Origin of the sequence: Streptomyces sp. NPDC006997, assembly GCF_040635175.1 — a bacterium.
Classification (GTDB): domain Bacteria; phylum Actinomycetota; class Actinomycetes; order Streptomycetales; family Streptomycetaceae; genus Streptomyces.
Window position 1 is genome coordinate 292,140 of record NZ_JBEYHH010000001.1, and the last position, 13,154, is coordinate 305,293.

Genomic DNA, 13,154 nt, shown 5'->3' on the forward strand with positions numbered 1-13,154 from the left:
GCCGCCGATCGCGGGCCCTTCTCCTGCGGGCGCACCCCGGGGCGCCCGCGGGTACGCGCCTGATCACGGTCCCGGGCTCGCTGCCCGGGCCGCGGGCCCGCCTGGCCGCAGGGACCCGCTTGGCCGCAGGGCCCGCCTGGGCCCGGGGCCCGCGCCGCCGCGGGGCAGACTCGGCCCCGGTGTGGGGCTACAGCCAGCTCGCGAACTCCAGGAGCAGTTCCGCGTCCTGGGGGCGGCCCACCCGGCGGGCGCGGACGCCCGACTCCACCGCGCGGAACAGGGTCCAGCCGCGGAGGCGTTCCCGGTCCACCTCCAGGGACTCCGCGAGCCGCCTGACCCGGCGGCGGGTCGTCGACGCGCCGGACGGGGAGGCGATGAGGTCCTCCACCCGGTCCCGCACCAGCCGCGCCAGGTCGAAGGCGCACTCGCCGACCACCGGGTCCGGACCCACCGCCAGCCACGGCATCCGCTCCCCGCCGAGCACCTTGCTCTGCCGGAACGTGCCGTGCAGCAGCCGGTGCTCCGGCGGCGCCGCCAGCAGCTCGTCACGGGCCGCCAGCGCCGCGTCGACCAGCGGACGCAGCTCGGGGTAGGCGTCGGCGTCCGCGCGCATGGCCGCCGCCTGCCGCCCGGTCCGCCCGTCGACCGTCTCGAAGACGGGGCCCTCGGGCGGCTCGACCCACAGCCGCCGCAGCGTCCCCGCCGCCTCCAGCAGCGCCTTCGCCTCCGGCAGCGACCGCACCGACACGTCCGGATGCAGCCGCTCCAGCACCAGCGCCCCGTCCTCGGCGACCGGTTCGAGGAGCAGTACGGCACCCCGCCCGCCCCAGTGCGCCAGCGCCGCCCGCTCGCTCGCCGGACGGGCCCGCGGCGGCGCCAGCTTCAGCACGGCGGGCGTGCCGTCCGCCTGCCGCACCAGCGCCACCAGGCTGCTCCGGCCGCCCGGCACCTGCACCCGCTCGACGGTCAACCCGCGTAGCGAAGCGGCCTGGTGGACCGCCTCCGGCAGCTTCTCCAACCAGTCGTCACCGTCCGGTGCCGTCTCACCGAGCGCCCTGACCAGACGCCGCGGCGGTTCGAAAGCCATGCGCGAGTCGTTCCCTTCTCATGAGGTCCCACGGGTACGGGGTCGTCACCCGGGCGGCCCCGCCGACGCCGAGGCCGCGGACCGCTCGGCGAGACCAGGGAAGGCTACGCTGCCGCCCCGCCACCGCACCGCCCGCACCGCCGCCTCCCGCAGCGCCGCCACCGCGGCGGCCCGCTGGGCGCCGCCCGCCGCCCGCACCAGGTCCGAGTAGACCCCGGCGACCCGCTCCTCCAGCACCACGGCGAGCCGTACCGCCGCGGCGGCGTCCGGCACCGGGAACGGCAGCGCGTACCCGGCCGAGGCCGCGACCGGCTCGGCGTCGAGGTCCCGCAGGTCCCGCGTCAGCGCGTCCCGGCGCGCCCGGTGGGCGTCGTACGCCGACTGCGCCTCGGCGCGCCGGTCCTCCCCGATCCGGCCGCCGACCACCCCGTAGCCGTACACCGCCGCGTGCTCGGCGGCCAGCGCGGCCTGGAGCGCCGTCAGCTCCCGGTCCTTCCCCTCCTTCGCCGCCCCGCTCATCCGGCGTCGTCCTCCTTCGGCGTCCCGGTCAGCAGATACGCGTGCGCCGACCCGGCCGCCGCCACGGAGGCCAGCAGCCGCGCCGTCTCGCCCGGCAGCTCAAGCAGCGCCTCCGCGTGCCGGTCCGCCAGCGTCCGCTCGGCGGCGGCCAGCTCGGCGAGGGCCGCCTTCTCGGTGCCGGGGACGGCGGGCCGCCCGGTGGCCGACGCGGACGCTGATACGGACGGTGACGCGGACGCCGATACGGACGGTGACGCGGACGCCGTCGCGCGCGGTACGCCCCCGAACGCCCTCACGTGCCGGACGACCTCCTCCCGCAGCGGGCGCAGCCGCCCGGCCAGCGCCGGATGGGCGGCCAGGACGGCGTCGTACCGCTCCGCCAGCGCGTGGCTCTCCCGTGCCGCACGCGCGCGTGCCAGGTCGGCGGCCGAGGGGCGGTCGCTCCCCGCGCCCCCGGCTGCGGGGTCCTCGTCCCCGCCGGAGCAGCCGACGAGGAGGGCGGCGCCCGCCGCCGAGGCGAGCAGGCTCCTTCTGCGCGGCCCCGAGGGGGTGCGCTGCGGTGGGGAAAACGGCACGGCGGACGTCCTCGGAGGGCTCGTACGGATGCGGGGTCGGGCGGCACGCCCGTGATCACCGTACCCGCGCCCCCGTCCGGCGCACCCACCGGCGGGCACCGGGTGGACGGCAACACCCCCCGGGACCGGATACCCTTTGAGCCAGGCACACGACCCATCCCACAACAGCACACGCGGCCGAGGAGTCACCCGGATGAGCACCACCCAGAGCGAGAGGCTGCGAGAACTGCTGGAACCGCTCGTCAGCGCTCAGGGCCTGGATCTTGAAGAGATCGCGGTGGACTCGGTCGGACGCAAGCGGGTGCTGCGCGTCGTCGTCGACTCCGACACCGGTGCGGACCTGGACCAGATCGCCGATGTGAGCCGCGCGCTCTCGGCGAAGCTGGACGAGACGGACGCGATGGGCGAGGGCGAGTACACCCTTGAGGTCGGCACCCCGGGCGCGGAGCGCCCCCTCACCGAACCGCGGCACTACGAACGCGCCACCGGACGGCTGGCCAGGTTCCAGCTGGCCCAGGGCGGGGAACTGGTCGCCAGGATCCTCACCGTCGACGCCGAGGGCGTCGACCTGGAGGTGCCCGGGGTGAAGGGGCGCAAGCCCACGGCCCGCAGACTCACCTTCGAGGACATCGCCAGGGCGCGGGTCCAGGTCGAGTTCGGCCGCAGGGACGACAAGAGCAGCAGCAAGAGCAGCGAGAACGACAAGGAAGAGGAGGAGGCGTAGCCGTGGACATCGACATGAGCGCCCTGCGGGGCCTGGTGCGGGAGAAGGAGATCTCCTTCGACCTGCTGGTCGAGGCGATCGAATCGGCCCTCCTCATCGCGTACCACCGCACCGAGGGAAGCCGCCGCCACGCGCGCGTGGAGCTGAACCGGGAGTCCGGGCACGTGACCGTGTGGGCCAAGGAGGACCCCGAGGACCTGGAGGAGGGGCAGGAGTCGCGCGAGTTCGACGACACCCCGTCCGGGTTCGGACGGATCGCCGCGACCACCGCCAAGCAGGTCATCCTCCAGCGACTGCGCGACGCCCAGGACGACGCGACCCTCGGGGAGTACGCGGGCCGCGAGGGCGACATCGTCACCGGCGTGGTGCAGCAGGGCCGCGACCCGAAGAACGTGCTCGTCGACATCGGCAGGCTGGAGGCCATCCTGCCGGTGCAGGAGCAGGTCCCCGGCGAGACCTACCCGCACGGTCTGCGGCTGCGGTCGTACGTCGTCCGGGTGGCGAAGGGCGTACGCGGTCCCTCGGTCACGCTTTCCCGTACCCATCCCAACCTGGTGAAGAAGCTCTTCGCCCTGGAGGTGCCGGAGATCGCCGACGGGTCGGTGGAGATCGCCGCCATCGCGCGTGAGGCCGGTCACCGTACGAAGATCGCGGTCCGCTCCACCCGTTCCGGGCTGAACGCCAAGGGCGCCTGCATCGGCCCGATGGGCGGCCGAGTCCGCAATGTCATGGGCGAACTCAACGGAGAGAAGATCGACATCGTCGACTGGTCGGACGACCCGGCCGAGATGGTGGCGAACGCGCTCTCCCCCGCCCGGGTCTCGAAGGTGGAGGTCGTGGACCTGGCGGCCCGCTCCGCGCGGGTGACGGTCCCGGACTACCAGCTGTCCCTGGCGATCGGCAAGGAAGGCCAGAACGCCCGGCTCGCGGCCCGGCTCACCGGCTGGCGGATCGACATCCGGCCGGACACCGAACCGGCTGGTGACGGCCCCGCCGACCGGTCGGGTGACGGGGCGGGGGAGCGGTCCGGGAACAGGGCGGGGGAATAGATCCCGGCCGCACGGCGCTGAGATCACGACAACCCCCTGACAACAACCGTTCGATTCTTGCCCCAAAGGGGTGAGGTCGGTGCGGGGAGGTAGACTAAGGAGTGTCTGGCCGGACGCAGGCCCGCCTATGCCCGGAACGTACCTGTGTGGGATGCCGGGAGCGAGCGGCCAAGACGGAGCTGCTGCGCATCGTGGCGATCGAGGACGCATGTGTCCCTGATCCTCGCGGTACGCTGCCCGGCCGGGGTGCCTACGTGCACCCGGCCCCGGTCTGTCTCGACCAGGCGGTGCGCCGCCGGGCGTTCACGAGGGCACTGCGCGCCCCGGGAGCGCTCGACACAAAGGCGTTGCGCCAGTACGTCGAGCGGACAACAGTTGCCGAGCAGGCAACACGGTAGAAAGACATGCCGTACGGAACCCCGTGCGGTCTGGTACCTCGCGAGTCGAAAGCAGGTCGAGATTGCGATGAGCACTCGATGAGTACGCGATGAGTACGCCCATGAACTAGCGACGGTCCGGCCGCAACCCGGACCTCAAAGGAGCGAAGTGGCTAAGGTCCGGGTATACGAACTCGCCAAGGAGTTCGGTGTGGAGAGCAAGGTCGTCATGGCCAAGCTCCAGGAACTCGGTGAATTCGTCCGATCGGCGTCTTCGACGATCGAGGCGCCCGTAGTACGCAAACTGACCGACGCCTTCCAGGCGGGCAGCGGCAACGGCAAGTCCGGTGCGAAGCCCGCCCCCCGGAAGGCATCTCCCAGGCCCGCCGCGCCCTCTCCGGCGCAGGCGGCACGTCCGGCTGGTCCCAAGCCGGGCGCTCCCAAGCCTCCGGCGGCGCAGCCCCCGGCGGCCCAGCAGCCCGCGGCCCCGGCCGCGCCGGCGGCGTCCCCCGGTCCGCGTCCGACGCCGGGCCCCAAGCCCGCGCCCGCGCCGCGTCCGGCTCCGGCGACGCCGACCACCCCCGAGTTCACGGCCCCGCCGTCGGCTCCCGCCGCGTCGTCCCCGGCTCCGGCCGCGCCGCGTCCCGGCGCGCGCCCCGGCGCCCCCAAGCCCGGTGGCCGTCCCGGCCAGGGCCAGCAGGGCGGCGGCGGTCAGGGCCGTGGCCAGGGCGCGCGTCCCGGCGGTGCCGCGCCGCGTCCCGGTGGCCGTCCGGCCGGTCCGCGCCCCGGTAACAACCCCTTCACCTCCGGTGGCTCCACCGGTATGGCCCGTCCGCAGGCGCCGCGTCCGCAGGGCGCTCCGCGTCCCGGCGGTCCCGGTGCTCCCGGCGGCGGTCCCCGTCCGCAGGCGCCTGGCGCCCAGGGCGGCGGTCCGCGTCCCCAGGCTCCGGGCGGCGGCCGTCCGAGCCCCGGCTCGATGCCGCGTCCGCAGGGCGGCGGTCCGCGTCCCGGCGGCGGTAGCGCCGGTCCGCGTCCGAACCCGGGCATGATGCCGCAGCGTCCGGCCGCGGGTCCGCGTCCCGGCCCCGGCGGCGGTGGCGGCCGTGGTCCGGCCGGTGCCGGTCGCCCCGGCGGCGGTCGTCCCGGTGGCGGTGGCGGCTTCGCCGGTCGTCCCGGTGGCGGCGGCGGTGGCGCCCGTCCGGGCGGCGGCGGTGGCTTCGCCGGTCGTCCCGGTGGCGGCGGTTTCGGCGGTGGCGGCGGTGGCCGTCCCGGCTTCGGCGGCCGTCCCGGCGGTCCCGGTGGCCGTGGTGGCACGCAGGGCGCCTTCGGCCGTCCCGGCGGTCCCGCGCGCCGTGGCCGCAAGTCGAAGCGGCAGCGGCGCCAGGAGTACGAGGCCATGCAGGCCCCGAGCGTCGGCGGCGTGATGCTGCCGCGCGGCAACGGCGAGACCATCCGTCTCTCCCGCGGCGCGTCGCTCACGGACTTCGCGGAGAAGATCAACGCCAACCCGGCGTCGCTCGTCGCGGTCATGATGAACCTCGGCGAGATGGTCACGGCCACGCAGTCGGTCTCCGACGAGACGCTCCAGCTCCTCGCCGACGAGATGAACTACACGGTTCAGGTCGTCAGCCCGGAGGAGGAGGACCGCGAGCTGCTGGAGTCCTTCGACATCGAGTTCGGCGAGGACGAGGGCGACGAGGAGGACCTGGTGGTCCGTCCGCCGGTCGTCACCGTCATGGGTCACGTCGACCACGGCAAGACCCGGCTCCTGGACGCCATCCGCAAGACGAACGTCATCGCGGGCGAGGCGGGCGGCATCACCCAGCACATCGGTGCCTACCAGGTCGCGACCGAGGTCAACGACGAAGAGCGCAAGATCACCTTCATCGACACCCCGGGTCACGAGGCGTTCACCGCCATGCGTGCGCGTGGTGCGAAGTCGACCGACATCGCGATCCTGGTCGTCGCGGCCAACGACGGCGTCATGCCGCAGACGGTCGAGGCGCTCAACCACGCCAAGGCGGCCGAGGTCCCGATCGTCGTCGCGGTCAACAAGATCGACGTCGAGGGCGCGGACCCGACCAAGGTGCGCGGTCAGCTGACCGAGTACGGCCTGGTGGCCGAGGAGTACGGCGGCGACACCATGTTCGTCGACATCTCCGCCAAGCAGGGGCTGCACATCGACGACCTGCTGGAAGCGGTCGTCCTGACCGCCGACGCGTCGCTCGACCTGCGGGCTAACCCCCACCAGGACGCGCAGGGCATCTCGATCGAGTCCCGTCTGGACCGCGGCCGTGGCGCCGTGGCGACGGTCCTCGTGCAGCGAGGCACCCTCCGCGTGGGCGACACGATGGTGGTGGGCGACGCCTACGGCCGCGTGCGTGCCATGCACGACGACCTCGGCAACAACGTCGCCGAGGCCGGTCCGTCCACCCCGGTCCAGGTGCTCGGTCTCACCAACGTGCCCGGCGCCGGTGACAACTTCATCGTGGTCGACGAGGACCGTACGGCCCGCCAGATCGCGGAGAAGCGCGCCGCCCGTGAGCGCAACGCGGCCTTCGCGAAGCGCACGCGCCGCGTGTCCCTGGAGGACCTGGACAAGGTGCTGAAGGCCGGTGAGGTCCAGCAGCTGAACCTGATCATCAAGGGTGACGCTTCTGGTTCGGTCGAGGCCCTGGAGTCCTCGCTGCTCCAGCTCGACGTCGGCGAAGAGGTCGACATCCGCGTCCTGCACCGCGGCGTCGGTGCGGTCACGGAGTCCGACATCGACCTGGCGATGGGCTCGGACGCCATCGTGATCGGCTTCAACGTCCGTGCGGCCGGCCGCGCGGCGCAGATGGCCGAGCGCGAGGGCGTGGACGTCCGCTACTACTCGGTCATCTACCAGGCGATCGAGGAGATCGAGGCAGCCCTCAAGGGGATGCTCAAGCCGGAGTACGAAGAGGTCGAGCTGGGCACGGCGGAGATCCGCGAGGTCTTCCGCTCGTCCAAGCTGGGCAACATCGCGGGTGTGCTCATCCGCTCCGGCGAGGTGCGGCGCAACACCAAGGCGCGCCTCATCCGCGACGGCAAGGTCATCGCGGAGAACCTCAACATCGAGGGCCTGCGTCGCTTCAAGGACGACGTGACCGAGATCCGCGAAGGGTTCGAGGGCGGTATCAACCTCGGCAACTTCAACGACATCAAGGTCGACGACGTCATCGCGACGTACGAGATGCGCGAGAAGCCGCGGTCGTAAGGCCAGCGGTCCGGTGCCTGGCCCGGCGGGGATCCGTCCCCGCCGGGCCAGGCACCGCGCGTTGCGGGCCGGGTGCCGGCCGGTTGCCGGTGGCCGGTGGAAAACCCGGTCGAGCCCCCGGCGGGCGCACGGTACCGTTCTTGGTGCCCCCGCCCGTGGATGGCGGGGCCATCGATCCCGTACCGGCGGGTGAACCGGGCACACATGTACGTGGGGACACTGTCCTTCGACATCCTCCTCGGCGACGTACGGTCGCTGAAGGAGAAGCGCTCCGTCGTCCGCCCGATCGTCGCGGAACTCCAGCGGAAGTTCGCGGTCAGCGCGGCCGAGGTGGACCACATGGACCTCTACCGCCGCGCGGGCATCGGGCTGGCGGTGGTGTCCGCTGACGCCGGGCACCTCACCGACGTGCTCGACCGGTGTGAACGGCTGGTCGCCGGGCGCCCCGAGGTGGAGCTGCTGTCCGTGAGACGCCGCTTCCACGGCGACCACGACGACTGACCACAGAACGCAATGACAGGAAAGAACGGGAGACGGACCAGTGGCCGACAACGCGCGGGCTAAGAGGCTGGCGGACCTCATCCGAGAGGTGGTGGCCCAGAAGCTGCAGCGCGGGATCAAGGACCCGCGGCTCGGCTCGCACGTCACCATCACCGACACCCGGGTGACGGGCGACCTGCGGGAGGCGACCGTCTTCTACACGGTGTACGGCGACGACGAGGAGCGCGCAGCAGCCGCCGCGGGCCTGGAGAGCGCCAAGGGCGTCCTGCGCTCCGAGGTCGGCCGGGCGGCCGGGGTGAAGTTCACCCCCACCCTCACCTTCGTCGCCGACGCCCTCCCGGACACCGCCCGCACCATCGAGGACCTCCTCGACAAGGCGCGGCAGTCCGACGCCAAGGTGCGCGAGGCGTCCGCGGGCGCCCGCTACGCCGGTGAGCCGGACCCGTACCGGAAGCCGGGCGCCGAGGAAGACGGCGACGGCGCGGCCGACGCCGGCGACTCCGACGAGACGGACGACAGCACCGCATGACCCAGCAGCACACCACGCCCGACGGCCTCGTCATCGTCGACAAGCCGTCGGGCTTCACCTCGCACGACGTGGTCGCCAAGATGCGCGGCATCGCCCGCACCCGCCGCGTCGGCCACGCGGGCACCCTCGACCCGATGGCGACCGGCGTCCTCGTCCTCGGGGTGGAGCGGGCGACCAAGCTCCTCGGGCACCTCGCCCTCACCGAGAAGGAGTACCTCGGCACGATCCGGCTCGGCCAGACCACGGTCACCGACGACGCCGAGGGCGACATCACCGCCTCCGCCGACGCCTCCCGGGTCACCCGGGACGCCGTCGACGCCGGTATCGCCAAGCTGACCGGCGACATCATGCAGGTGCCGTCCAAGGTCAGCGCCATCAAGATCAACGGCGTGCGGTCGTACAAGCGGGCCCGGGACGGCGAGGACTTCGACATCCCCGCCCGGCCGGTGACCGTCTCGTCCTTCGCGGTGTACGACGTCAGGGACGCCGTCGCCGACGACGGCACCCCCGTGCTCGACCTGGTGGTGTCGGTGGTCTGCTCCTCCGGCACCTACATCCGCGCCCTCGCCCGCGACCTGGGAGCCGACCTCGGCGTCGGCGGCCACCTCACCGCGCTGCGCCGGACGCGGGTCGGACCGTACGGGCTGGACGCCGCGCGGACCCTCGACCAGCTCCAGGAGGAGCTGACCGTGATGCCGGTCGCGGAGGCCGCCGGTGCCGCGTTCCGCCGCTGGGACGTCGACGAGCGGCGCGCCCGGCTGCTGACCAACGGGGTTCGGCTGGAGATGCCGGACGAGTACGCGGGCGGCGGCCCGGTGGCCGTGTTCGACCCCGACGGCGCCCTGCTGGCCCTCGTCGAGGAGCAGCGGGGTAAGGCCAAGAGCCTCGCGGTGTTCGCCTGAGGCTCTGTCGCGCTGTGCCCGTGGAGCGGCGATCACGGGGTTCGCCTGTCGCCGCTCCACGGTCCCCCCTCGGTTCCCCCACCCCTAAGGTGTATCCATCGCCCACCGCCCATTCACCCGTCCGGGCAGGCGCTCGGAGTGAACCGAGGGAGCGGAAGGGGGCGCGTTCGCCCGGCGATCTGTCGCCCTGATCATCCGGTGCCTAACGTCGGAGACAGTCGATGACGTCGAGGACGCGGCACGGTGTACGGGTGCGGGGCAGGGGGTTCGACCATGGTGGCCGACGAGGCCCTCGTGTACGTCCGTGACCCCGCCGGTCGGCCGCGCGGCACCGGGTTCGCCGTGGACCACCTCGGCACCGTCCTCACCGGTCGGGAGACCGTCGACGGGCTGCCCCGGCTGACGCTGTGTGCCGCCGCCGGCCGCCGTACCCGTACCGTCACCGCCGACGCGGTCACCGCGCTGCCCGGCCTCGGTCTCGCCCTCGTCCGCACCGACGGCCTCGGGAGCGACCCGCTGCCCGTCAGCGTCCGGGAGGGCGTCCCCCAGCCCGGCCGGTACGTGCGGTTCTTCGCGGGGCGGTGGTGGGAGGCCCGGGTGCTGGGGATGGCCGCGGGCGGCCACCACCTGCCCGACGCCGTGCTGGAGCTGGCCATGGGCACCGCCGCGCGGGACGCCCTGCGGGTGGGGGGCGCCGGGGTGGCCGGCGGGCCGGTGGTGGACGCCGCCACCGGTGCGGTGGTCGGCGTGCTGGGGACCGACCCGGGGTCAGGGGAGCGCCACGGGGGGTTCGCCGTGCCGCTGTCGGTGTCCTGCGCGGGTGCGGGGCCGCTCGCCGAGCTGTTCGCCCGCAACGCCGCGACCGTCCCCGCGTACGGCGCCGACCTCAACCTCGCCGGGGTGCTGGAGGTGACGGCCACCTCCCTGGGCTGCGACGGCGTACCGGAACCGGGGGCGGTGGCGCCGGTCGAGCGGCCGGGACCGGCACGGGAGTTGGCGTCGTTCGCCGAGGGGCCGGTCACGGGACCGGCCGTCGTGCTCGGACTCGTCGGCCCGCCCGGCAGCGGCCGTACGACGGAACTCGCCGCCCTCGCCGCCCGCCGCGCCCGGGGTGCGGAACCGGCGCCCACGCTGTGGCTGCGCGGCGCGGACCTGCGGGACGACGACACCTCCGTGGCCGACGCCGTGCGCCGGGCACTGCACCGCGCGGCCCTGGTCCTCGCCGCCTCGCCCCACACCCCGGCCGCCGTCGAGCCCCGTGACCTCGCTCCCGAACGCGTCGCCCGCCTCGCCCGCTCCGTCGGCCGTCCCCTGCTGCTGCTCCTGGACGGCCCCGAGGAGATGCCGCCGGTACTCGCCCACCGGCTGGCCGACTGGACCGGGGGCACGGCGAGGTGGCTGCGGGAGAACGGCGTACGGCTGGTGGTGGCGTGCCGGGGGGAGCACTGGGAGAGGGCGGGGTTCTCGGGGGAGGCGCTGTGGGGCGGGAGTGGGGGACGCGGGTCCGGCTGTGTGCCGTTCGGGGATCTCAGTGAGGAGGAGGCCCGCGCGGCACGCGCGCGTTACGGCCTCACCGAGTTCGACCTGGACCCACGGGACGCCCGGCACCCCCTCACCCTCCGGCTGGCCTCCGAGGTGCGGGCCGCCCTGCCCGGTGGGCCGGGCGGCGTGTCCCGGCCCGACCGCTACGACGTCTTCTCCGCCCACCTGGACCTGGTGTGCCTGCGGATCGCCGTCCGCCTCGCCGCCGTGCGGGGCCTGCGCGGCACCGCCGTACGCCGTCTCGCGGCGAAGGTCGCCGGGCAGGTCCACGAGGCGGCCCGGCGCAGCCTCGGCCCCGGGCAGGGCGGGCTCGACCGGGAGGCGTTCGAGGCGGTGTTCCCGTGGGGGACCGCCCCGGCGCGGCTCGGCGGCGGCACCGGCTGGGCGTCCGCCGTCCTCGCCGAGGGCCTGCTCGTCCCGGCGGGCGGCGGCTACCGCTTCGCCCACGAGGAGCTGGCCGACTGGCTCCAGGGCCTGCACCTCGATCTGGACGCGGCCCTGCGCGCCCTGGTCCACCGTCCCAGCGGCCGTCCGGTGCCCGTGCCGAGGCACCGCGTCGGCCCCGTCGTCGAGGCGCTGCTGCTGCTCGCCCGGCCACCGCACGGCGGGCCCGAGCGGCTCGCCGCCCGGCTGGCCGAGCTGGTGCGGGCCCTGGCCGCCGACCCGGGCTCCTGGTGGGCGGCGCGGCTGCTGTCCGGCACGCTGCGGCGGCTGGCGGACGCGACGCCGTACACGGACGTGCTGGGGGCGCTCGCCGGTGTCGTCGCCGCCGGGCGGGCGCACGGCGCGGAGGAGTTCGGGCCGGACTTCTGGACGGGCCTCGCGCTGCCCGTCGGCGACCGCTGCGCCCTGCTCGGGCGCCTGGTCGTGGCCGACGGGCCGCCGCACGCCCGCGGCCCGCGCTATCTGGACGCCGTGGCGCGGTTGCTCGACACCGACCCCATCGCCGTACAGCCGCACCTCGTGCGGTGGTTCCCGGACGCGACGCCGCTGCCCGCGGCCCCGGACGCGACCGTGGCGACGGCCGCGCAGGCGCTGCTGCACACCCACCGGCACCGGGCCGTCGACGACCTGGCGGAGGCTCTGGTGGACAGCGCCCACCGGCACGCCGAGGAGTTGCTCGCCACGCTCGCGGAGGAGGAGCCGTCCGCCGTGTGCCGGGCCGTCGACCGGTGGGCGCGGGACGAGCGGCCCGCGCGGCGGGTGGCGGCCGTCGCGTACGGGCTGCGCGCCGCGCCGCACGCGCGTGCCGAGACCGACCGTGAACTGCTGCGGGGCGCCGCCCTCGCGCTGCTGGCCCGCCCCGCCGACGCCAGCCTGCACGGGGGCGCGCTCGCCCTCCTCGTCCGGGACCCGCGCACCCGTGAGCGCCATCTGCCGCGCACCCTCGGCCACTTCACGGCGGGTGATCCACAGGTGCCGCCCCGCGCGCTGGTCAGCGCCCTCGCCACGCACCCCGAGCCGGTTCTGGACGCCTTCCGCGCCCGGCTGGCCTCGGGGGACCGGGCCGACGTGGACGGGGTGCTGGGCGTGGTGCTGGACGCGCTCGTGCCCGGGGCGGAGTGGCGGGCGGTGGGGCTGGTGCGGGAGGCGGTGGCGCGGCGCGCGGAGATCGCCGGGGCCGTCGCCGCGTACGTCGACCGGCGCCTCGACGACGGGCCACTCGCCGGGATCCCGGCACTGGTCAGCGGGTTGCTGGACGACTGGACTCCGGAGGCGCTGCGGTGCGCGCTGGCGAGGGTGCTGGTGGGGACGGGGGAGGGCTCGCGTGCGCTGCGCCGGGAGCTGTGCGGGGCCCTGTTGGCGCGGGAGGAGTCCCCGGCCGTGCTGGAGACCGTGCTGCGGGAGGCCGCGCGGTGTGAGGGGGCGGGCGGTGGTGAGGCGCTGTCTGACCTCGTCCGCCGGGTGGGGCTGCTGCTCGTGCGCACTCCTCGGGGTGCGGCGCGGTACGACCGTGTGCTGGTCGAGCTGGCCCGCGGGGACGCCGGGTTCGCGGTCCGGCTCGCCGGGTGGCTGGTGCGGGAACCGGGGGAGTGGGCCGCGGTGGTCGGGCCCAGCGCGCGCCGGATGATCGAGAACCTGGCGGGGGTACGGGTACCCGCGTGAGGGCG

Annotated in this window: 11 protein-coding genes; 8 read left to right on the top strand and 3 right to left on the bottom strand. The window is 74.9% G+C overall.

Annotated elements, in window-relative coordinates:
- Positions 1–187 precede the first annotated feature (187 nt).
- Genes ABZ659_RS01280 through ABZ659_RS01290 form a run of 3 tightly spaced genes read right to left on the bottom strand, consistent with a single transcriptional unit; the run spans position 188 to position 2,181 of the window.
- A complete protein-coding gene (locus ABZ659_RS01280) occupies positions 188–1,087 on the bottom strand; it encodes an aminoglycoside phosphotransferase family protein (RefSeq protein ID WP_360212188.1) in 900 nt (299 codons plus the stop codon).
- 45 nt (positions 1,088–1,132) lie between these two features.
- Positions 1,133–1,606, bottom strand: coding sequence for a ferritin-like domain-containing protein (locus tag ABZ659_RS01285; RefSeq protein WP_360212190.1), 474 nt, complete (start codon positions 1,604–1,606; stop codon positions 1,133–1,135).
- A complete protein-coding gene (locus ABZ659_RS01290; RefSeq protein WP_360212192.1) occupies positions 1,603–2,181 on the bottom strand; it encodes a hypothetical protein in 579 nt (192 codons plus the stop codon). Before ABZ659_RS01290 ends, ABZ659_RS01285 begins: the two co-directional genes overlap by 4 nt.
- Before the next feature lie 193 nt (positions 2,182–2,374).
- Here ABZ659_RS01290 and rimP point away from each other — a divergent pair, with 193 nt between their 5' ends.
- From rimP to ABZ659_RS01330, 8 genes are all read left to right on the top strand, one after another.
- A complete protein-coding gene (gene rimP / locus ABZ659_RS01295) occupies positions 2,375–2,905 on the top strand; it encodes a ribosome maturation factor RimP (protein WP_360212194.1) in 531 nt (176 codons plus the stop codon).
- A 2-nt stretch (positions 2,906–2,907) separates the two neighbouring features.
- On the top strand, positions 2,908–3,954 hold the full coding sequence (gene nusA / locus ABZ659_RS01300; protein ID WP_360212196.1) for a transcription termination factor NusA: 1,047 nt from the start codon (positions 2,908–2,910) through the stop codon (positions 3,952–3,954).
- Between the two features lie 101 nt (positions 3,955–4,055).
- On the top strand, positions 4,056–4,352 hold the full coding sequence (locus tag ABZ659_RS01305) for a YlxR family protein (RefSeq protein WP_360212198.1): 297 nt from the start codon (positions 4,056–4,058) through the stop codon (positions 4,350–4,352).
- A gap of 148 nt (positions 4,353–4,500) precedes the next feature.
- Positions 4,501–7,569: a translation initiation factor IF-2 gene (gene infB, locus ABZ659_RS01310; protein ID WP_360212200.1), complete on the top strand. Its 3,069-nt coding sequence runs from the start codon at positions 4,501–4,503 to the stop codon at positions 7,567–7,569.
- Between the two features lie 204 nt (positions 7,570–7,773).
- Positions 7,774–8,070 (top strand): DUF503 domain-containing protein, encoded by a 297-nt coding sequence (locus ABZ659_RS01315; protein WP_360212202.1) that lies wholly within the window; start codon positions 7,774–7,776, stop codon positions 8,068–8,070.
- Between the two features lie 40 nt (positions 8,071–8,110).
- Entirely contained in the window at positions 8,111–8,599 is a 489-nt protein-coding gene (rbfA, locus tag ABZ659_RS01320; protein WP_360212204.1) for a 30S ribosome-binding factor RbfA, read from the top strand.
- Positions 8,596–9,501, top strand: a complete 906-nt coding sequence (truB, locus tag ABZ659_RS01325; RefSeq protein WP_360212206.1) for a tRNA pseudouridine(55) synthase TruB — start codon at positions 8,596–8,598, stop codon at positions 9,499–9,501. Before rbfA ends, truB begins: the two co-directional genes overlap by 4 nt.
- Positions 9,502–9,774: 273 nt before the next feature.
- Positions 9,775–13,149: a serine protease gene (locus ABZ659_RS01330; RefSeq protein WP_360212208.1), complete on the top strand. Its 3,375-nt coding sequence runs from the start codon at positions 9,775–9,777 to the stop codon at positions 13,147–13,149.
- Positions 13,150–13,154: the final 5 nt, after the last annotated feature.